The sequence below is a fragment of the Bradyrhizobium sp. USDA 4369 genome, from assembly GCF_054056435.1.
On sequence record NZ_JBSRYH010000001.1, the window covers coordinates 6110277 to 6131076 of the forward strand.

At 64.4% G+C, this 20800-nt stretch carries 20 protein-coding genes; 11 read left to right on the top strand and 9 right to left on the bottom strand.

What is annotated here, in order from left to right; all coding sequences use genetic code 11:
• Nucleotides 1–1221: a GNAT family N-acetyltransferase gene (locus ACVIJ6_RS27740; RefSeq protein ID WP_456775315.1), complete on the bottom strand. Its 1221-nt coding sequence runs from the start codon at nt 1219–1221 to the stop codon at nt 1–3.
• A 306-nt stretch (nt 1222–1527) separates the two neighbouring features.
• On the opposite strand from ACVIJ6_RS27740, the gene ACVIJ6_RS27745 reads away from it, so the two are divergent.
• Nucleotides 1528–2589 (top strand): polysaccharide deacetylase family protein, encoded by a 1062-nt coding sequence (locus ACVIJ6_RS27745; protein WP_456775316.1) that lies wholly within the window; start codon nt 1528–1530, stop codon nt 2587–2589.
• Here ACVIJ6_RS27745 and ACVIJ6_RS27750 read toward each other — a convergent pair whose 3' ends face one another.
• Nucleotides 2590–2811: a DUF2842 domain-containing protein gene (locus ACVIJ6_RS27750; protein ID WP_456775317.1), complete on the bottom strand. Its 222-nt coding sequence runs from the start codon at nt 2809–2811 to the stop codon at nt 2590–2592. It abuts the gene before it with no gap.
• 102 nt (nt 2812–2913) lie between these two features.
• On the opposite strand from ACVIJ6_RS27750, the gene ACVIJ6_RS27755 reads away from it, so the two are divergent.
• From ACVIJ6_RS27755 to ACVIJ6_RS27775, 5 genes are all read left to right on the top strand, one after another.
• A complete protein-coding gene (locus ACVIJ6_RS27755) occupies nt 2914–4002 on the top strand; it encodes a COX15/CtaA family protein (RefSeq protein ID WP_456775318.1) in 1089 nt (362 codons plus the stop codon).
• An 813-nt stretch (nt 4003–4815) separates the two neighbouring features.
• Complete coding sequence (locus ACVIJ6_RS27760) at nt 4816–5109, top strand: BrnT family toxin (protein WP_456775319.1); 294 nt, start codon at nt 4816–4818, stop codon at nt 5107–5109.
• Between the two features lie 4 nt (nt 5110–5113).
• The gene (locus ACVIJ6_RS27765) at nt 5114–5314 is read left to right on the top strand and encodes a hypothetical protein (RefSeq protein ID WP_456775320.1); all 201 of its coding nucleotides are present in this window, start codon (nt 5114–5116) and stop codon (nt 5312–5314) included.
• 128 nt (nt 5315–5442) lie between these two features.
• Nucleotides 5443–6984, top strand: coding sequence for a type I restriction-modification system subunit M (locus tag ACVIJ6_RS27770; protein WP_456775321.1), 1542 nt, complete (start codon nt 5443–5445; stop codon nt 6982–6984).
• Nucleotides 6981–8081 (top strand): restriction endonuclease subunit S, encoded by a 1101-nt coding sequence (locus tag ACVIJ6_RS27775; protein ID WP_456775322.1) that lies wholly within the window; start codon nt 6981–6983, stop codon nt 8079–8081. The genes ACVIJ6_RS27770 and ACVIJ6_RS27775 overlap by 4 nt, the downstream gene beginning before the upstream one ends.
• A 129-nt stretch (nt 8082–8210) precedes the next feature.
• Here ACVIJ6_RS27775 and ACVIJ6_RS27780 read toward each other — a convergent pair whose 3' ends face one another.
• Together ACVIJ6_RS27780 and ACVIJ6_RS27785 are read right to left on the bottom strand one after the other, a co-directional pair.
• Nucleotides 8211–8519 carry a HigA family addiction module antitoxin gene (locus tag ACVIJ6_RS27780; RefSeq protein ID WP_456775323.1) on the bottom strand — a complete coding sequence of 103 codons (309 nt, stop codon included), beginning with the start codon at nt 8517–8519 and terminating at the stop codon, nt 8211–8213.
• Between the two features lie 9 nt (nt 8520–8528).
• On the bottom strand, nt 8529–8825 hold the full coding sequence (locus ACVIJ6_RS27785) for a type II toxin-antitoxin system RelE/ParE family toxin (RefSeq protein WP_456775324.1): 297 nt from the start codon (nt 8823–8825) through the stop codon (nt 8529–8531).
• A gap of 206 nt (nt 8826–9031) precedes the next feature.
• Between ACVIJ6_RS27785 and ACVIJ6_RS27790 the strand changes: the two genes are divergently transcribed.
• Entirely contained in the window at nt 9032–12451 is a 3420-nt protein-coding gene (locus ACVIJ6_RS27790) for a DEAD/DEAH box helicase family protein (RefSeq protein ID WP_456775325.1), read from the top strand.
• 8 nt (nt 12452–12459) lie between these two features.
• Here ACVIJ6_RS27790 and ACVIJ6_RS27795 read toward each other — a convergent pair whose 3' ends face one another.
• Nucleotides 12460–12795, bottom strand: coding sequence for a hypothetical protein (locus ACVIJ6_RS27795; RefSeq protein WP_456775326.1), 336 nt, complete (start codon nt 12793–12795; stop codon nt 12460–12462).
• Between the two features lie 247 nt (nt 12796–13042).
• On the opposite strand from ACVIJ6_RS27795, the gene ACVIJ6_RS27800 reads away from it, so the two are divergent.
• A complete protein-coding gene (locus ACVIJ6_RS27800) occupies nt 13043–13315 on the top strand; it encodes a hypothetical protein (RefSeq protein WP_456775327.1) in 273 nt (90 codons plus the stop codon).
• A gap of 326 nt (nt 13316–13641) precedes the next feature.
• On the opposite strand, the gene ACVIJ6_RS27805 is transcribed toward ACVIJ6_RS27800, so the two are convergent.
• From ACVIJ6_RS27805 to ACVIJ6_RS27815, 3 genes are all read right to left on the bottom strand, one after another.
• On the bottom strand, nt 13642–14925 hold the full coding sequence (locus tag ACVIJ6_RS27805) for an O-acetylhomoserine aminocarboxypropyltransferase (RefSeq protein WP_456775328.1): 1284 nt from the start codon (nt 14923–14925) through the stop codon (nt 13642–13644).
• A 226-nt stretch (nt 14926–15151) separates the two neighbouring features.
• Nucleotides 15152–15736 (bottom strand): CoA-binding protein, encoded by a 585-nt coding sequence (locus tag ACVIJ6_RS27810; protein WP_172236416.1) that lies wholly within the window; start codon nt 15734–15736, stop codon nt 15152–15154.
• A gap of 234 nt (nt 15737–15970) precedes the next feature.
• Nucleotides 15971–16792: an enoyl-CoA hydratase gene (locus ACVIJ6_RS27815; protein WP_456775329.1), complete on the bottom strand. Its 822-nt coding sequence runs from the start codon at nt 16790–16792 to the stop codon at nt 15971–15973.
• 84 nt (nt 16793–16876) lie between these two features.
• Here ACVIJ6_RS27815 and ACVIJ6_RS27820 point away from each other — a divergent pair, with 84 nt between their 5' ends.
• The 3 genes from ACVIJ6_RS27820 to rpsI all read left to right on the top strand — a co-directional run bounded on the left by ACVIJ6_RS27820 (nt 16877) and on the right by rpsI (nt 18412).
• A complete protein-coding gene (locus ACVIJ6_RS27820; RefSeq protein WP_456775330.1) occupies nt 16877–17305 on the top strand; it encodes a PaaI family thioesterase in 429 nt (142 codons plus the stop codon).
• Nucleotides 17306–17463: 158 nt separating this feature from the next.
• On the top strand, nt 17464–17928 hold the full coding sequence (rplM, locus tag ACVIJ6_RS27825) for a 50S ribosomal protein L13 (RefSeq protein ID WP_008966110.1): 465 nt from the start codon (nt 17464–17466) through the stop codon (nt 17926–17928).
• Nucleotide 17929: 1 nt separating this feature from the next.
• Nucleotides 17930–18412 (top strand): 30S ribosomal protein S9, encoded by a 483-nt coding sequence (gene rpsI / locus ACVIJ6_RS27830; protein ID WP_172109671.1) that lies wholly within the window; start codon nt 17930–17932, stop codon nt 18410–18412.
• 94 nt (nt 18413–18506) lie between these two features.
• Here the strand turns inward: rpsI and ACVIJ6_RS27835 are convergent, their stop codons facing one another.
• Nucleotides 18507–20615, bottom strand: a complete 2109-nt coding sequence (locus ACVIJ6_RS27835; protein ID WP_456775331.1) for a LamG-like jellyroll fold domain-containing protein — start codon at nt 20613–20615, stop codon at nt 18507–18509.
• Nucleotides 20616–20800: the final 185 nt, after the last annotated feature.

The following is a 20800-nucleotide window of genomic DNA, read 5'->3' on the forward strand; positions in this document are numbered from 1 at the left end:
CTAATCGTCGGCCCGTTCCTCGGCTCTGGCGGCGCTGCCGCCGGACTGCAGCGCGCCGCGGACGCGCTGCGCCAGACGGAGCAGAGCAGGGCTGTGCTTGACGGCATGCTTGGCGCGGCCAAGCGCGGCCATCGTCCGCGCCGCCACCAGCCCGCGCGCGGTCAGGGACAGGTAGCTGTCGAAGATCGGCTCGTCATCCTTGCAGAACATCCGCTTGTAGCCGTCGGAGCCGATGCCGAGATCGAGCGCGCGGAACCCGCTTTGCGCATAGTGATCGATGATCGAGCGCATCAGGATCAGTCCCGGACTCCAGCGGGCATTCTCCGACAGCGTATAGGTGTTGAACATCATCGAGAAGCGCTCGCCATCGGCGACGCCCGCGAACAGCGCGATGATCTCGTCGTCGCAGCGCAGCGCATGAATCGCGATGGCGCGATGACCGCAGCCGAGCTTGGCCAGGCATGCGGCGCGCACGAAGGCCTCGATACCGGGCTCGGCGAAGACGTTGGGCAGCTTCTGCTCGGCCATGCGGATCGGCTTGATGCGGAAGAACCAGTCCAGCAGCTCGGTGATCTCGGCGTCGCTGCTGGCGATCATGTAGCGATAGCCGGGCACCGCCTGCAGCTTCTTTTCCTTGCTCTTGAGCCGCTTGCGGAACGAGTTCGACAACAAGGCGGTCGATGCGGCGCCGGGAGGCATCAACAGCACCGGGCAGTCGTTCACGGATGGCTGGCGCGGCCACAGCGCCAGCGGGTTGGCGATCGTGCTCCAGCGCAGCGGCTGTTGCGTCAACGCCAGCACGTCCACGCCGCCATGATCACGCAGTCCGGCAAGCAGGAATTCGAGATCGCCAACGCTGGCACGCGCCGCGAACGCACGGTGCATCAGCGGCATGTTGAAGGTGGTGTGCTTGCCGCCCATGAAGCTCGCGACCCGCGCCCCGAACGCGTGCGTCAGCGCCAGCGGTAGCAGCAGCAACGGCTGCTGCTTGGCATCGCGAGCGATGACGATGAAGGGCGTCGCCTGCTCGCGGGCGCCGACCTCGCGCTGCCACGCGGCGACCAGGTCGAAGCGCTGGTAGGGCGTCGAGATGTGGTCGGGTGCCTCGAGAATGCGCCAGGCCGGTTCGGCCGCCGCGAGATCAGAGAGGATCTCGACCTGCGCAAGTCCAGGCAGCGCCGACTGCGCCGTCCGGTTTTCGATCACGGCGGCCATGGTCATCGCGCAACCTGCGTTGTTGTGGAATTTTGTTGCTCTGGATCAGCCGAGCTTTGCAAAGAAACATCAATGAAAAGTAAGGGCAATGACACCGCCCCAAATCGGGGTGACGCGGCAAAAGACCTGTTCAAATCAGTATCCACCACGCGATCTTAAGAATGGATGTCTTTAAGGGCATGGACATCAAGATCATCGCCATCGTTACGACGTGTGCTGCGTGCGATGTCGCGCTCGCGTCACGGTCGCTCCGCATCAGGTGGGCGCGGTCGGTTTCGTTTCAAGTGGATCTCTCGGGAAGGGGCGGGCGATTTGTCGTCGGACAACAGATGGCTGCGGACGGCGCGGTTGGAACTGGCCTATTTCAGCGGCGGCACATGGCTGGCCTCGCGCGCCACGGCGGGCGCCGGTGCCGTGCTGCGCTTCGAGCGGGTACGTCCGCGCCGCAACGGTGCGTTCCAGCCGCTCAAGCACGCGGAGATCACGCCGGTCTTCCTCGACAGGATGATCCGCGCGCTGAAGCGCTGGGGCTACGACATCGTCTCGCTCGACGAGGCCTGTGAGCGCGCGGTGCGGCTGGCCGAAGACCGCCGGTTCGCCTGCCTGACCTTCGATGGCGGCTGGAAGGACCTGATCACCCATGCCTATCCGGTGCTGGCCCGCCATGGCGTGCCGTTCACGGTCTACGTGGCGTCCGCCTTTCCGGATGGTCTCGGCGAGGCCTGGTGGCTGGCGCTGGAGGCCGTGATCGCGCGGCAGAGCCGGATCAGCCTCGTGATCGATCATCGCGAGCAGCGTTTTTCGCTGGCCAGGCCGGCCGAAAAATACGAGCTGTTCGCCTATCTCTGGGGCTGGCTGCGCAAGCTGCCGCCGGCGGAGCGGTCGATCGCGATCCGCGACCTCTGCGCGCGCCATGCGGTCGACCTGGTCGCGCTCTCGCGCGCGGCCGCGATGGATTGGGCGGACATCGCGCGGCTTGCGGCCGATCCGAATGTCACGATCGGCAGCGCCACGGTACATTATCCCGTGCTCGCCCATCTCAAGGATGCCGACGCCCAGCGCGAGATCGCGATGGGCAAGGCGGTGCTGGAAACCGCGCTGCGGCGCCCGGTGCGGCATATGGCGTATCCGTTCGGCGACCGCGATGCCTTCCGCCGCAGCGATGCCGTGCTGGCCGCGCAGGCGGGGTTGGTCAGCGCCGCGACCGCGATCGGCGGGGTGATCCAGCCGGAGGGCCGCACCGATTTGCATATGCTGCCGCGCATCGCCTGGGACGGCCGCTCGCGCTCGCTGCGCGCGCTCAAGGTGCTGATGGCCGGCGTGACCTTGCCGAAGGCGAAAGCGGCGCCGCAGCCGACGCTGGACATCGGCTGATCAGCTTTCCTGCCGCTCCGGATCCGGGCGCAGCATCCAGCTCACGATCGGCATCGCGGGCAGCACCCAGCCCATGCCGACGACGACGTAATAGATCGCCTGCATCCAGCCCGAATTGGCGATCAGCGGGAATTGCGCCATCACCATGCCCATCATCGACCAGACGAAGGCGAGCAGCAGCAGCGCCACGGCGCCGATCAGTTTGCGGGTGCGGATCGTCATGACGGGATTGTCAGCCTCGGCTGTGGGCGGCGCGGCTTGCGCGCGATATCCCCGGGATTATAAGGACCTGACAGCCCCGGTTCAATCGAGCGTTCAACGTCCATGACCACGGTTCCCCGCACGACAGATCTTGCCGCGATCCGCATCTGGCTCGCGGTGGTGGCCGGCCTGATCGCGCTGATGGTGCTGGTCGGCGGGGCGACCAGGCTCACCGAATCCGGGCTCTCGATCGTGGAATGGAAGCCGGTCACCGGCACTATGCCGCCGCTGTCCGAGCAGGCCTGGGTCGATGCTTTCGAGGCCTACAAGACGATCCCGCAGTACCGGCAGATGAATGCCGGCATGACGCTGCATGAGTTCAAGACCATCTTCTGGTGGGAGTGGAGCCACCGGCTGCTCGGCCGCGTCATCGGCATGGTCTATCTGCTGCCGTTCCTGTGGTTCCTGTGGCGCGGCGCCGTGTCCGGCCCGCTCGGCCGCAGGCTGTGGCTGATCTTCGGCCTCGGCGCGCTGCAGGGTGCGGTCGGCTGGTGGATGGTGGCCTCCGGCCTGACCGAACGCACCGAAGTGGCGCCGGTGCGGCTGGCGACGCATCTGTCGCTGGCGCTCTTGATCTTCGCGGCCATCGTCTGGACCTTGCGACGGCTCGCGCCGCGCGAGGCAGCCGAGGTGCCGGCGCGGCTGCGGCTGACGGCCTGGCTGCTGGTCGGTGTCACCTTCGTCCAGCTCTATCTCGGCGCCCTGGTCGCCGGCCTGCGCGCCGGCCTCGTCTACAACACCTGGCCCGGCATCGACGGCGGGCTGATCCCGAAGGCGGCCAGCCTGTGGATCCATTCGCCGTGGTGGATCAACCTGTTCGAGAATGATCTGACGGTGCAGTTCATGCATCGCATGACCGCCTACACGCTGCTCGTGCTCGCCGCGTGGCACGCCTTCGACGTCATGCGCGCCGGCGCCGGCCGCGCGGTGGTGCGCGGCGCGCACCGCCTGCTGGCCGCGATCCTGGTGCAGGCCGCACTCGGCATCGCGACCCTGCTGATGGTGGTGCCGATCTCGCTGGCGCTGCTGCATCAGGGCACGGCGATCATCGTGCTGACCGTCGCCGTGCTGCAGGCCGAACGGCTGTCGCCGCGGCGCGTCGCTGTCGTGACGGTGCCGCGGGGAGCGGTGGCCGCGGGGCAGGCCGGGTAGGTGCCCATTCGTCATTGCGAGGAGCCGGAGGCGACGAAGCAATCCAGAGTCCCGCCCACGACTCTGGATTGCGTCGTCGCTGCGCTCCTCGCAATGACGTGGAGAGAGCGGTGCAATTCGTCGCCTGCCGTAGTGCCGCGCTTGCCCCACAACCTCCGCTGTCATCGCCCGGCTTGACCGGGCGATCCAGTATTCCGGCGACAGCTGAGATTCCTCTTTGGGCCGCGGCGTACTGGATCCCCGCTTTCGCGGGGATGACGACTTAGTTTGGGGGCGACCAATCCGTCTCATCAGAAGACATGAACTTTCATCCTCGCGCGCTGACAGCGCCGAGCCATGCCGGTCGTTTCGCCCTCGACAATGCGAGGGCGCGGGGAAGGCCGGATGCCTGGCCGGCACCCATGGCCCGCGTGCAACAAAAAAAGCACGCGGCGGTCACCACAGGTACGGCCGGGAAACACCCGGCCTTCCCCGCGCGATGGTTTTAACCCTTATACGCGATCTCCCCGGGGACCGGCTGTCTTGCCCCCGTCATCTCGCGCGATGCTGTGAGCACCAGCAAGAGACTTGGCGCCAGCATCGGGGCGCCAGGACCACGCGATTTCGTCGTCCGTGACACGCCGCTCGTCCGCGCGAGCTTTCGCCCGCGCACGGCCCGCCACATCCACCGCATTCCATGCCCTACGCAACTGGACGACCCGGAAGCGCCCCTCGGCTGGACAGGAACAGAAAGAGAACATAGACTGAGTTGCGTCGTTTGGCAAGGGGGGCAAGCGTGACGATGTCGCGCACGTCGCAGGGCGGGGGCGGACCATGCAATTCGAGTTCGATTGGGACCCGGCCAAGGCGGAGAGCAATTTGCGCAAGCATGGCGTCGCCTTTGGGCAGGCCATCAGCATCTTCGGAGATCCGTTGGCACTCACACGTCTGGACGACGGATCTGGCGCAGGCGAGGAACGATGGGTTACGATGGGGCGCAACATTGCCCACGAGCTGCTGCTGGTCGTCCATACGTATACGGAACTGGCGATAGACCGCGCCGCGATCCGCATCATTTCCGTCCGTCGGCCGACCCGGCGCGAAATCCGCTCCTACGAGAATGGGTGATCCGATGAAGGATGAATACGATTTCTCGAACGCCGAACGCGGCAAGTTCTTTCGCAAGGGCGCGCGGATGATGCCTCCGGTACATCTGGAGCCGGACGTGCTCGATCATCTCACCGGGCTCGCCAGCGCGCGGGGCGTATCGTTGAGCGAATTGGTCAATACGCTCCTCAAGGAAGACATTGAGCGGATCGAGGCTGCGAAATAGCCTTTGGAGGGCTGCGAGCACGCGCCTCATCATGCCCTCGCAAGGCAGGGGATGATTGTACCGAATCGATTTCACGCCCCGCCGAATTTGCTATGCCGGTTCAGCAAGATGTGCGGAATGGGGTGGACATGCTGACGGGCGAACTTCGGTCCAAGATCGACAATGTCTGGAATGCGTTCTGGTCGGGCGGCATCGCCAATCCGATCGAGGTGATCGAGCAGATCACCTACCTCCTGTTCATCCGCGGGCTGGACGAGGCGCATACGCGCGAGGAGAACCGGGCCACCCGGACGGGCAAGCCGATGGAGCGGCGGATCTTCCCGGAAGGCAAGGACGGCATCGGCAAGGGCGGCGGCGTTGCCTATGAGGAGATGCGCTGGTCGCGGCTAAAGAACAAGGACCCGGCGACGATGTTCGACATCGTCTCGGAGCACGTCTTTCCGTTCCTGCGCAAGATGGCCGACGCGGATACCGCGTACGCCACCCACATGAAGGGCGCGCGGTTCACGATTCCGACCCCGGCGCTGCTGGCGAAGGTGGTCGACCTGCTCGCCGACATCCCGATGGAGGACCGCGACACCAAGGGCGACCTCTACGAATACATGCTGGGCAAGATCGCCAGCGCCGGCCAGAACGGCCAGTTCCGCACCCCGCGCCACATCATCGCGCTGATGGTCGAGATGATGGCGCCGACCCGCAAGGACGTGATCTGCGATCCCGCCTGCGGCACCTGCGGCTTCCTGGTCCAGGCCGGCGAATATCTGCGCGAGAACGACCCAAAACTGTTCCACGACAAGGAGAGCCGCGACCATTTCAACGAGGAGATGTTCCACGGCTTCGACTTCGATGGCACGATGCTGCGCATCGGCTCGATGAACATGACCTTGCACGGCGTCGAAGACCCAGACATCCGCTACAAGGATTCGCTGTCGCAGGACCACGCCGGCGATTCCGACCGCTACAGCCTCGTGCTCGCCAATCCGCCGTTCGCCGGCTCGCTCGACTACGAGACCACGGCCAAGGACCTGCTGGCGATCGTCAAGACCAAGAAGACCGAGCTGCTGTTCCTGGCGCTGTTCCTGCGCCTGCTGAAGCCCGGCGGCCGCGCTGCCGTCATCGTGCCGGATGGCGTGTTGTTCGGCTCCTCCACCGCGCACAAGGCCATACGCAAGATGCTGGTGGAGGACCACAAGCTCGACGGCATCGTGAAGCTCCCGTCGGGCGTATTCAGGCCCTATGCTGGCGTCTCCACCGCGATCCTGCTGTTCACCAAGACCAATTCCGGCGGCACGGATCATGTCTGGTTTTACGACTGCCAGGCCGACGGCATCTCTCTTGATGACAAGCGCACGCCTCTGCTGCCGGCCGAAAAGCTCGGACCGCGGGCCAAGCTCGACGTCGCTGAGCATGACAAGAACAACCTGCCTGACATCGCCGCGCGCTGGAAAGAGCGCAACGGCAGCGAGCGGGATAGGCCGCGCACCGCACAGAGCTTTTGCGTGCCGAAGGTGGAGATTGCAGAGGCGGGCTACGACCTTTCGATCAATCGCTATAAGGAGGTGGTGCACGAGGCTGCGGAGCACCGGCCGCCGAAGGAAATCATCGCTGAGCTAAAGGCGCTGGAGCAGGAGATCGCGGACGTGCTCACGGAGCTGGAGGCGATGCTATGAAAGCTGCCAAACTCGGAGATATCTGCGAATTTCGGTACGGCAAGGCGCTACCTGCGCATATCCGAACCGACGGGCTTGCACATGTATACGGTTCAAACGGACCAGTTGGAACCCACAATGTTGCGTTAGTTCAAGGCCCCGCAATCATTGTTGGCAGGAAAGGGTCTTATGGCGAGGTGCACTTTTCTAGTGAGCCGCTGTGGCCCATTGACACCACGTATTACATTGATTCTGCTGCAACAGAGTGCGATCTGCGTTGGCTTTATCATCAGCTGAGATTCTTGCCTCTCACAACGTTGAATAGGTCGGCTGCCGTTCCCGGGTTGAATCGCGAGGATGCTTATCGTCTCTCCGTTCTGCTGCCTTCGCTGAGTGAGCAGCGGCGGATCGCGGCGATACTGGACAAGGCCGATGCGTTGCGGCGGAAGCGGAGGCGGGCGATTGAATTAATAGATCAGCTAGTTCACTCAATCTTCTCGGAAATGTTCGGCGACCCCGTGAAAAATCCGTTCGGCATTCCGAGTGCCACCCTAGGTGAGCTGAACGTCGAAATGTCGTACGGTCCACGATTCTACAACGAAAGGTATAGCGAAGAAGGGGTTCGAATAGTTAGGATTACTGATCTGGCTGAGAACGGAGAACTAGACTTCGAAGCAATGCCAAGATTGGATGTTTCCGCCGCAGAATTTGAGGCTCATCGGTCGAACCCCGGCGACCTGCTGTTCGCACGAACGGGTGCTACCGTCGGCAAAGTTGCGCTAATCACAGAGGAGAATCCCCCAACCATTCCCGGCGCATATTTCATTAGACTGCGATTTCCCGATACGATTGAGCCTGCTTTTGCTTGGTTCGCGCTCCGGAGTCCTTCAGTTCAGAGTATCATCGCAGAGGGTTCCCGGCAGTCGGCACAGCAAAATTTCAGCGGCCCCGGTCTACGTCGATTACCGTTCCTAATTCCTCCTATCGTTCAGCAAAATGAATTCTTGGATAAAGTTGATAGAGCTAAGAAGGAACGGCGAAGCCAAGAGAAACAGTATGTGCATTTGGAAACGCTCTTCGGAGCTCTCCAACACAACGCCTTTCTGGGACAGTTGTGATATTCAGCAGGCGCAAAAAGGTGTAGGTAGCGTGCCCACGCGCAAAGGGCGAAATCTCACTGTGGGCACGCTGAGACCTGCCCACCCCACCCACCCTACAAGTGTTATTGGCTGAGAGTTACGCTAAACTCACGCCGCCGAATTCAGCGGCTTGGCCCGCTCGATCCGCTTGCGCTCGCGTGGCGAGTGCATCGCCTCCCACAGGTCGCTGCGCCGCTGCACGTTGAGCCAGAACTCTGGGCTGTTGCCGAAGACGCGGGCGAGGATGAGGGCGGTGGACGCGGTGACGTTGCGCCTGCCGTTGCAGAGCTCGTTGACGTGCTTGCGCTGCACGCCCATGGCGGCCGCCAGCGCGGTCTGCGTCAGCCCCATCGGCTGCATGAACTCCTCGACCAGGATTTCGGCCACCGTGATCGGCTTGCGCTTGGTCATCAGCATGGACGTGCCTCACTCATAGCTGTGGTCGTCGAGATAGAGCTCGGTTGCCTCGCCACGGCCGCCGTGCCAGCGAAACACCAGCCGCCAGCGCTTGTTGACGCGGATACAATGGAAGCCGTCCAGGTGACCGCGCAGCTTCTCGAAATGGTTGCTGGGCGGTGACCGCAAATCCCCATCCGTGGTCGCGTCGTCGATCAGCTGCAGCTTGCGGAACAGCCGGTCCTCCAGGTCCGCCGGGATCTTCTTCGAGCGGATGTCGTCGACGAAGAACCGATGCAGCCAGTCGTCTCGGAAGCTCACGATCATGGGCAGTCCCGTTTGAGGCAGTGTACCACCCTATGACACAGGCGGCAATGCGCATGTGATTCCCTTATGATGCTGCGGAGCGGCTTGACGGACCGGGGCCATGCATCCGATGGTTGAAGGTGATCCGGTGTGGCCGGATCGGTCTGGGCAGACGCGGATGATCCGGCAGGATGGCGGTCACGCGAGGGGAAGGCCAGAGGAGCTGCATGACCAACTTCGCCTTTCTAGCCGCTGAATTCCCGGCCGTGCACGAGGCGGCAATGGAGGCAGAGCGTCAGGCGGCGGTGTCGCCGACCGCGGCGGCGTTCTTTGCCGGCAAGACGGTCGAGGTGGCGGTGAAATGGGCGTTCCGGTCCGACCCCAATCTCAAGCTGCCGTATCAGGACAACATCGCCGCGCTCTTGCACGAGCCGAGCTTCCGCCGCGCCGCCGGCGAGGCTGTCTTCGCCAAGGCCAAATATATCAACACGCTGCGCAACCGCGCCGTGCATGAGGAGCGCCGGATCAGCGCCGGTGATGCCACCGGCGCGGTCAAGGAGCTGTTCCACGTCTGCTTCTGGTTCGCCCGCACCTATGCCAAGGCCAAGCCGGCCGATGGGCTGACGTTCGACCCGGCCGTGCTGTCGCGCCGCGACGAGGTTCTGAAAAAGGCCTTCGTCCAGCTCAAGGCCCAGCAGGCCGAGCTCGACGCCAAGGACGGCGAGCTGACCAGGCTGCTGCTCGACAAGGACAACCTCGACACTGAACTGAAGAAGCTGCGCGCCGAGGTCGCCGCCGCACGGAAGGCGGCCGAGGCGAAGCCGGATCAGCACAATTATGACGAGGCGGAAACCCGCGACCGCTTCATCGATCTCTTGCTGAACGAGGCCGGCTGGGCGCTGGACAAGCCTGATGAGCGCGAGTTTCGCGTCGAGGGCATGCCGAACAATGAGGGCGTGGGCTTCGTCGACTACGTGCTGTGGGGCGCCGACGGCAAGCCGCTCGGGCTGGTCGAGGCCAAGCGCACGCGCAAGGATGCGCGATCGGGCCAGCAGCAGGCCAAACTCTATGCCGATTGCCTGGAGGCGCGCTACGGCCAGCGCCCGGTGATCTTTTACTCCAACGGCTATGAGCACTGGATCTGGGATGATACGCGCTACCCGCCGCGGCAGATCGGCGGCTTTTACAAGCGCGATGAGCTGGAGCTTCTGATCCAGCGCCGCACCGGGCGTAAGTCGCTGGCCGGAGAGGCGATCAGCCGCAGGATCGTCGAGCGGCCGTATCAGCACCGGGCGATCCGCTCGATCGCCAAGCATTTCGAGGCGGACCGCGAGCGCAAGGCGCTGCTGGTAATGGCGACCGGCTCCGGCAAGACTCGCACCGTGATCGCGCTGGTCGACCTGCTGATGCGCGCCGGCTGGGTGAAGCGGGTACTGTTCCTGGCCGACCGCGTCGCGCTGGTGAACCAGGCGGCCGGCGCGTTCAAGATGCATCTGCCGGATGCCGCGCCGGTCAATCTGGTGACCGAGCGCACCGCCGACGGCCGCGTGTTCATCTGCACCTATCCGACCATGATGGGGCTGATCGACGGACGGCAGGAGGGCAAGCTCAGATTCGGCCCCGGCCATTTCGACCTGATCGTGATCGACGAGGCGCACCGCTCGGTCTACCAGCGCTATCGCGCCATCTTCGAGTATTTCGATTCCTTCCTGGTCGGGCTGACGGCGACGCCGAAGGACGAGATCGACCGCAACACCTACTCGCTGTTCGACCTCGAAGACGGCGTGCCGACCGATGCCTATTCGCTGGAGGAGGCTGTGGCCGAGGGGCACCTGGTGCCGCCGAAGACGATCTCGGTGCCGCTCAGAATCGTCCGCACCGGCCTGCGCTATGACGATCTCTCGGCGGAGGAGAAGGACCAGTGGGACATGCTGGAATGGGGCGAGGACGACGTCCCCGACACAATCGAGGCGACCGAGGTCAACAAGCGGCTGTTCAATCAGGAGACGGTCGATCTCGTCATCGCGCATCTGATGCAGAACGGGATCAAGGTCGAGGGCGGCGACCGGCTCGGCAAGACCATCATCTTCGCCAAGAACGAGGACCACGCCAGATATATCGAGACGCGCTTCAATCTGGCCTATCCGGCGCTGGCCGGGCATTTCGCGCGCGTCATCACCCACAAGACCGGGGCCTATGCGCAGACGCTGATCGACGACTTCTCGATCAAGACCAAGGGGCCGCACATCGCGATCTCCGTCGACATGCTCGACACCGGCATCGACGTGCCCGAGGTGGTCAATCTCGTGTTCTTCAAGCCGGTGCGCTCGAAGACCAAGTTCTGGCAGATGATCGGGCGCGGCACGCGGCTGTGTCCGGACCTGTTCGGTCCTGGGCAGGACAAGGAGGAGTTCCGGGTCTTCGACTACTGCCAGAACATCGAATTCTTCGGCGCCAATCCGGAGCTGAAGGAAGCCTCCGCTGCGAAGTCGCTGTCCGAGCGGCTGTTCGCCGGCCGGCTCGACCTGGTGCGCGCGCTCGACGAGAAGCTGGTGAAGGCGGCGAGCGGCGGCTTTTCGGCCGGCGAGCAGGCGCCGTTCAAGGAGGGCGAGGACGCGCCGCCGAGCGAGCCGGAGATCCGGGCCTCCGCAGCCCAGACGCTGCAGGCGATCGTCGGCGGGCTCAACACCGACAATTTCATCGTCCGCCAGCACCGCCGCGCGGTCGAAAAATATCGCGAGCCCAGGGAGTGGGACGCGATCGACGCGCACAAGCGCGAGGAGCTGATCGATGAGATCGCGCCGCTGCCGTCGAGCCACGTGCTCGGCACCGAGGACGCCAAGCGCTTCGACCTCCTGATGTTCCAGCTCGAGCTGGCGCTGCTCAAGGGCTCCAAGCGCTTCGACAATCTGCGCAAGCAACTGCTGGAGATCGCCTCGGCGCTAGAGGACCAGACCGGCATTCCGGCGATCGCCCGACATGCCGAGCTGATCGAGGCGATCCAGACCGATCCATGGTGGGAAGGCGTCACCGTGCCGCTGTTGGAGCTGGTTCGCTTGCGGCTGCGCGACCTGATCCAGCACATCGAGAAGGGGCGCAAGACCGTCGTCTATTCCAACTTCGCCGACGAGATCGGCGAGGGTGTCGAGCTGCAATTGCCTGATGTCGGCGAGGTCGACTTCGCCCGGTTCAAGGCCAAGGCGCGGCACTTCCTGCGCGCGCATCAGGACAATCTGTCGCTCAACAAGCTGCGTCAGGGCAGGCCGCTGACCGCCTATGACCTGACCGAGCTCGAGCGGATGCTGCTGGAGGCCGGGATCGGCGAGGCCGGCGATATCGCGCGCGCCAGGGAGGTCAGCAACGGTTTCGGCCGCTTCGTCCGCGCGCTGGTCGGTCTCGACCGCGCCGCCGTCAGCGCGGCGTTCGCCGAGTTCATTTCTGGCGGCACCGCCTCAGCGGCACAGATCGAGTTCATCGACATGGTGATCGAGCATCTGACCGATCAGGGCGTGATGGACCCGGCGCTGCTCTATGAGCCGCCCTTCACCGGCATCGCGCCGACCGGGCCGGAACATCTGTTCGACGAGGGCAGGGTGGTGAAGCTGTTCGAGACCATCAAGGCGATCAACGAAAGCGCGCTGGCGTAGAACTCCGCTTAGCAATACCCGGTCACGCCGCAGGCATAAGGCAGGCGGAACATGTAGTTGGTATAGCCTTCGCCGCCGTAATAGGGGCCTTGATAGTCGTAGGAGAAGGCGCGGCCGTAATAGCCGGGCAGTTCCTGGCGGCCAAGCAGCAGCGGAGTCGAGGGCAGCATCGGGGAGATCAGCGAGTCCTCGTCCTTGACGATGACGGCCGGAGGTGGCGCCTTGACGGCGCGGCGGGCCTTGTAGTGCAGGACCTTGTCATGGACACCCGGCAGGTCGGCGGCGAGCACAACGCCATTCGCCGCAATGGCTGCCAGCAACATCATGATCACCAATAGTCGCATCCTGCTCTCCTGCCTTCTGGTGGAAAGGTCCGTCCAACGCATTCAACCGGCCAAAGGCCGCCGCGTTCGCCTCGGGACGCCCCCGAGCGATTCCATACCCGGTAGGATGGGGTCGGTATGGTTAACGAAAACCTTCCAGGGCGGGGTGCGCTGCTGCAATCGCCCGTAGAAGGACGGGCTTTTTCAGCTTTTGTTAAGTTCTGCTGGTGCAAGCTTACTTCTGCCGGCGCTTTTGAAGGCCGGCCGAATGGAGCTGGATAGCTGCGTTCGCGCGAAAATCTCTGCTGCATTTTTCATCAGAGTCTCAGACCCAAAGGTTTCGAGCATGTCTGTGATCATGTTTTCGGCGTCAGGGCGCCAGATTTTCCAGTCACGGACCAGCTCATTCAACACCGACCGCGCGGGCCTCGATGAGGACGCGGCCTGCCTGCAGTCGCGGTCCCTGAGCCGGCTGATCACTGCGTCCGGAATGCCGCTGGCGGACGCGATGCAGGCGCGCGTGCTGCACCTGATGACATGACCATCTGCAGTTAACGAGGGCGCGGTCCGAGAAGCCGGCAACGGCCCGACCGTGGGACGAAGGAGAGCGCGGAAGGCCATGGGCCCGCCCGCGCTCTCTTTGGTTTCGGCGTTTGGTGTGAGTTGCTCGTCATGCGCGGGCCCGTCCCGCCTGCGAGGCCGAAGCCCCTTCGGCGCGGCGAAGGCCCGCGCATCCACGCGGTCCGGGGCAAAGACGTGAATGGCCGGGACAAGCCCGGCCAAGACGTGGTGAGATATGACGTGGTGAGGGATGCGCTCGTCACGCCGCATGTCGACACGCGGCGCGATCCATAGAGCGAAACGCGCTTACGCGCTCAGCGCCTGTTCGAGGTCGGCGATCAGGTCTTCCTTGTCTTCGATGCCGACGGAGATGCGGACGATGTCGGGGCCGGCGCCGGCCTTGATCTTGGCGGCGTCGTCGAGCTGGCTGTGTGTCGTCGAGGCCGGGTGGATCACCAGGGAGCGGGTGTCGCCGACATTGGCGAGATGCGAGAACAGCTTCAGGTTGGACACCAGCTTGACGCCGGCGTCATAGCCGCCCTTGAGCGAGAAGGTGAACACGGCGCCGGCGCCCTTCGGCGAATATTTGCGGGCGAGCGCGTGATACTTGTCCTCGGGCAGGCCGGCATAGCTGACCGACGCCACAGCGGGATGCTTGCTGAGATATTCGGCGACGGCCTTGGCGTTGTCGCTGTGCTTCTGCACCCGCAGCGGCAGGGTCTCGATGCCGGTCAGGATCAGGAACGCGTTGAACGGCGACAGCGCGGGGCCGAGGTCGCGCAGGCCGAGCACGCGGCAGGCGATGGCGAAGGCGAAATTGCCGAAGGTCTCGTGGAGGCGAATGCCATGATATTCGGGGCGCGGCTGCGTCAGCATCGGATATTTGTCGCCGCTGCCGGCCCAGTCGAACGTGCCGGCATCGACGATGATGCCGCCGATCGAGTTGCCGTGACCGCCCAGGAACTTGGTCAGCGAGTGCAGCACGATGTCGGCGCCGTGATCGATCGGGCGGATGAGATAGGGCGAGGCCAGCGTGTTGTCGACGATCAGCGGCACGCCCGCCTTGCGCGCGACCTGCGCGACCGCCTCGATGTCGGTGATGGTGCCGCCGGGATTGGCGATCGACTCGATGAAGATCGCCTTGGTGCGCGGCGAGACCGCAGCTTCGAAGCTCGAAATGTCATCGGTGTCGGCCCACACCACGTTCCAGCCGAAGCTCTTGAACGAATGCGTGAACTGGTTGATCGAGCCGCCATAGAGCTTTCGCGCGGCGATGAATTCGTCGCCGGGGGAGAGCAGCTGCTGCAGCGCGACCACCTGTGCGGCATGGCCCGAGGCCACCGCGAGTGCGGCGGTGCCGCCCTCGAGCGCAGCGACGCGCTCCTCCAGCACCGCGTTGGTCGGGTTGCCGATGCGGGTGTAGATGTTGCCAAAGGCCTGTAGCCCGAACAGCGAGGCGGCGTGGTCGGCATCGTTGAAGACGAAGGACGTGGTCTGGTAGATCGGCGTCGCCCGCGCGCCAGTGGTCGGGTCGGGCTGGGCGCCGGCGTGAATGGCGAGGGTGGCAAATCCCGGGGCACGTTCGGTCATGGTGTTTCCTCTTGGCTTGATCCCTCGCGCAGCGGCGCCGGCCGGCACGGGGATCGATGATGGGAGACGGTGTCGATAGCGCGCCGTCGTGCGCCTCCGCGTCATCCCGGCGGAGGACATTTGCCACCGGCCAGGGTGGCGTCAAGGCGGCTGGCGACTTCAGCTCCGATTTGAAATGCGCTGCTGTGTCGCGCATCCCCGGCGACACAATCCTTTCGCAGATGCGTCAGGTGGGATCGCTTCTGTCCTTTGCGGCGCGGTCGGCCGCCGATGTCGCGCCGCCGCCGACACTCGTGCGGTTCAGCGACAGCCGCATGCCCTGCGTCGGGATCGGCGCGCGCTTGGCGCTGATGGTGCGGGAATTGACGCCCATCCAGGAGATCTCCGACGACAGCCGGCCATATTCGATCTTGGGGCAGCGGTTCATCACCACTTTCAGCCCGGCGGCTTCGGCCTTCTCGGCCGCCGCGTCGTCGCGCGCGCCGAGCTGCATCCAGATCACCTTCGGCAAAGGCTGCAGCTTCAGGGCCTCGTCGACCACGGGCATGATGTGCTGAGAGCTTCGGAAAATGTCGACCATGTCGAGCGGCCGGCCGATGTCGGCGAGCGAGGCGACGAAGGGACGGCCCATCAGGCTCTTGCCGACATGACCGGGGTTGACCGGGATCATGTCATAGCCGCGTTGCACCAGATATTTGAACGCGAAGAAGCTCGGCCGGATCTCGGACGGCGAGGCGCCGACCATCGCGATCACCTTCACGCCGTTGAGAATGCCGCGGATGTAGTCGTCGGGATAGGTGTCGTGATTCATGGCGAGCGCTTCTGTTAGTTATTGTCATTCCGGGACGTGCGCAGCACGAGCCCGGAATCCATACTCCCGATCGTGGTTATGGATTCCGGGCTCGCCCTTCGGGCGCCCCGGAATGACGAAGTGACTGATGCCGTCATTGCGAGGAGCGAAGCGACGAAGCAATCCAGGGGCTCGGGTGGGACTCTGGATTGCTTCGCTGCGCTCGCAATGACGGAGGAAAGAGAGCGGGGTAAACTATTCATCCCGCCACGTGGGCGTCCGCTTCTCGATGAAGGCGCCGATGCCTTCCTCCGCGTCGCGGGCGAGCATGTTCTCGGTCATCACCTCTGCCGCATATTGATAGGCGTCGGCAAGGCTCATCTCGGCCTGGCGGTAGAACGCCTCCTTGCCGAGCTTGACCGTATAGGCTGATTTGCGCGCGACTTGTTGTGCCAACGCAATCGCGGCGTCGCGTTCGGTGCCGGCCGCGACCACGCGGTTGACGAGGCCCATCTCGCGGGCGCGCTCCGCCGGAACCGGCTCGCCGGTCAGCAGCATCTCCATCGCCTGCTTTCGACTGACATTGCGCGACAGCGCCACCATCGGGGTCGAGCAGAACAGGCCGATATCGACGCCGGGCGTCGCAAAGGAGGCGTGCTCGGAGGCGACGGCGAGATCGCAGCTCGCGACCAGCTGGCAGCCGGCCGCGGTGGCGATGCCCTGCACCGAGGCGACGACCGGCTTGGGCAGATGTACGATCGCCTGCATCATCGCGCTGCAGGCGCTCATGAGCCTCGCGAAGAAGGCGCGGCCGCGATCGGCGTCGCTGCGGCGCGCGGTGAGTTCCTTCAGATCATGGCCGGCACAGAAGGCAGGCCCATGGGCCGCGATCACCACCGCGCGCACGGCCGTGTCGGATGCGATGCCGGCGAGCGCCTGATGCAGCTCCGCGATCAGTGCTTCCGACAGGCTGTTGCGCTGCGCCGGCCGGTTGAGCGTCAGCACGGCGACAGGGCCGGCCATCTCGCGCAACAGGATCGGCGCGTCGGCAGGGGTGGCGAGGGCAGGGGCGGACATTGCGATTTCCGTTCGGCGATTTCCGTTTGGGCGCTTGGCGGCGGCTAATGTAACAGAAGGCAACGCGACAGAGCAGGGGGAGACATGACGGCGAAGATGACGATCGCGGAACTCGAAGCGTTCCTGCATGCGGAATTTCCCCAGGCCTTTCGCACCGGCGGCGACATCGCCATCGAGAGCGCCGACGGCAGGAGCTGCCGTCTGCGCCAGCGCTTCAACGACCGCATGCTGCGCCCGGGCGGCACGGTGTCCGGGCCGACCCTGATGGCGCTGGCGGATTTCGCCATGTACGTGGTGCTGCTGTCGGCGATCGGCCCGGTCGGGCTCGCGGTGACGACGAATCTCAACATCAACTTCCTGCGCAAGGGCGCGGCCGGGGCCGACGTGCTCGCCGAAGCGCGGCTGCTCAAGCTTGGCAAGCGGCTGGCGGTCGGCGAAGTCACGCTAATGTCAGGAGAATTGCCCGACCCGATCGCCCACGTCACGGCGACCTATTCCATTCCGAACGCATAGGGTTTTTGAGGGTATTATTGCACCATATTTGCAAGTGGCTGTTTTTACTGGCGTAATTTTGTGCCGATGGCGTTGACGAATGCGGGCCGCTTCTCTAGAAGCTGCGGCCAGTCCGGCGCGTCATCCGCGCCGCATTCTCCCTGTCACGGATATCTCTCATGAAAACCTTTTCGGCAAAGCCGGCCGAGGTCCAGAAGAAGTGGGTCGTGATCGACGCCAAGGGTCTGGTCGTCGGCCGTCTCGCCACGCTGGTCGCCATGCGCCTGCGCGGCAAGCACCTCCCGATCTACACCCCGCATGTCGATTGCGGCGACAACGTCATCATCGTCAACGCCAAGCATGCCGTGTTCACCGGCCGCAAGCGCGAGCAGAAGACGTACTACAAGCACACCGGCTTCGTCGGTCACGTCAAGGAGCGCACCGCGCGCCAGATCCTCGAGGGTCGCTTCCCGGAGCGCGTGCTCGAGAAGGCCGTCGAGCGCATGATTCCGCGTGGCCCGCTCGGCCGCGTGCAGATGGGCAATTTGCGTGTCTATGGCGGACCTGATCATCCGCACGAGGCGCAAAACCCCGAGAAGATCGATATCGCCAAGTTGAACCGCAAGAACACGAGGGCCGCATAAGATGGCCGAAAGCATCCAGTCTCTCGATCAGCTGTCGCAGCTCAAGGGCGCGGTCACCGCTCCGGACGCTCCGAAGTATGAGAAGAAGGTCGACAAGTTCGGCCGCGCCTATGCCACCGGCAAGCGCAAGGACGCGGTTGCCCGCGTCTGGATCAAGCCGGGCTCCGGCAAGGTCACCGTCAACACCCGTGACATCGAGGTCTACTTCGCCCGTCCGGTGCTGCGCATGATGATCGAGCAGCCGATGGTCGTCGCCGCCCGCAAGGGCCAGTACGACGTGATCTGCACGGTCGCCGGCGGCGGCCTGTCCGGCCAGGCCGGCGCGGTCCGTCACGGCCTCTCCAAGGCGCTGACGAACTTCGAACCGGAGCTGCGCGGCGTCCTCAAGAAGGGCGGCTTCCTGACCCGCGACTCGCGCGTCGTCGAGCGTAAGAAGTACGGCAAGGCCAAGGCCCGCCGCTCCTTCCAGTTCTCGAAGCGCTGATTTCCAGGATCCGGCCGTGGCCGGATCCTCTGGTCTCCAATACGAACGGGCGCCCTCGCGGGCGCCCGTTTTGTTTGCGGATGTGTTGTCGAGATCAGGCGCTGGCGCGGCGGGCGGTCAGCCACTGGTTCGGTGCCAGCGGCTTCGACACCACGCGGACCTCGCCGATGCTGCCAAGGAAGCCGTCCGACGGCGCGCGGTCCCACCAGCCGCAGCCGAGGGCCCAGGGCTGCGACGCCGCAACGCTCGCGATGCCGTTGCCGCCGATCACGCTGCGCACCACCGGCGCGCCCTCGATATAGAGCACCGTCGAATTGTCCGCAGGGTTGTTGACGATGGCGAGATGGTACCAGGTGTTGAGCATGATCTCGCCGGACCAGTCGGTCTGCGGCTGCTTGGTCGAGCTCGACGGCACGATCTCCCACTGCACCTCGCGCAGGTTCGAGATCGCGAACAGGATCGGCGGCGATTCCGGATCACCGCCGGCATAACCCGGCAGCCAGCCGCGATTGCCGAAGCGAGTGAGGATGTTGCACCAGGCCTGGTCGGCCGCCTTCCAGTTCGGATCGATCCTGATGAAGGTCTCGATCGTATAGCCGTTCGCGAAGGTCGCGGCGTTGATCGGCGCGTTCGCTGCGGTCGTGAACCAGCTGAAGCGGCCGGGGCCCTGGTGGGTGGTGTTGAGGAACTGCACGCTGCCCGGCGCCGAGGACAGCCGGTGCTTGTCGGCGGTGAATGCCACGTCGGCGACCTGGGCGGCGCCGGCGAGCGCGGCGCGCTGCATCGGATTGGCGGCGGTGAGGTCCGCAAGCGTTGTGCCTGCGGCCACGGCCTTGCCGATGGCCGACGAGGTGATCCGCCAATGCGCGACCGTCTCGGCGATCAGCGGATAGTCCTGCTCGCTGGTCGGCGGCACCACCACCGGCTCGGGCTGTTCGGTGTAGTTGGCATAGAGATCCTGCTTGACCCGCGGCAGAATCGGCGTGCCGGCGAAGGCCGGCAAATGGCAGAAATGGGTGAAGCGCGAGAAGCGGCGCTGGAAGTCGATGTCGATCGAGAATTCGTGGTTCGGCTCGGTCAGCCAGGCGCGGTCGAACTGCTTGAGGCTGTCCTTCGGCTTCTCGACCACCCAGGGCGAGAACGAGGCGACGTCGATCTTGTTGCGGGTGAAGTCGAACTCGTACAGCCGCATCAGGCCGTTGCCGCCCTGATAGGCCATCTGGTAGTCGACGACCATCTCGTGGACCGGATTATGGAAGTCGTTGATCTTCGTCAGCAGCGCGCCGCCATGATAGTGGCCGTTGAGCGTCATGAAGATCTGGTCATTGTGACGGATCAGCTTGTCCCAGAGATACTGGCCATAGGCGACTTCGAGCGGGCTCACACCATCATTGGCGATGTTCAGCAGCTGGTGGTTGGCGAGGATGACCGGCAGCATCGGATAGCGCGCGATCATGCTGTGGGCCCAGGCGATCGCATCGTCGGAGGCGCGCCATGACAGCGACAGCACCATGAAGCTGACGCCGCAGGCGTGGAACACATGCGCCTCGTGCCAGCCGCTCGGATGCCGCTCCAGGAAGGTGCGCTGCTTGGCGGCGCGGCTGGTCGGAAACCAGGACAAATAAGGCTCGGAGGCGCTGCGCTGCGCGTCGGTGCCCGAGCTCTGGCTGGCCGCGTTCTCGAACTCCAGCGCCGACAGCACGTCATGATTGCCCGCGAGCACCGAATAGGGCCGGCCGGCATTCTCCAGCACCTTCATCGCCGCATCGGCGACCGCCCATTGCTGCGGATGCTTGGACTGATCGACGACGTCGCCGAGATGGATCGTGAACGGGATATGATATTTGGCGGCGTTGTCGACGATGAACTGCGTCTGCGCCGGGTAGGGCGTGCTGCCATATTGGCGCTGATAGGCCTGGCCTTCTTCCGAGGTCGCGTAGCGGGAATAGAATTGCGTATCGGGAAGGACGGCGAGCGCGAAGCTGGTCGTGACGTGATGATGGTGATGATGCATGCGCCAATGCCAGTGCGCATGCGCCTCGCGCGGCAGCATGCTGGCGCCGAGGCCGAGCGCGGAGGCGCCCATGGCGTTGCGCAACAGCGTGCGGCGATCCACGCGGGTCGGCTTCGCGCCGGTCGACGGCTGCGACGAATGATCCCCTGTGGCCCGCTTGTCGTTTGATGTATCGTCTTCGAAAGACATGGTCGTCCCCAATTCAGCCGCGCACGGTGCCGCGGCCGGGACGTGTTAGGGAGACATGATCTCAAATTTGAGAAGGTTTCTTATCGTTTCGATGAGTTGTCGCGGCAATTACCCGAAATCAGCGAACCTCTCGGCGGTTTCAGCAACTAACGATCGATGCGCCTGCATGGCCTGCAATTGAAGCG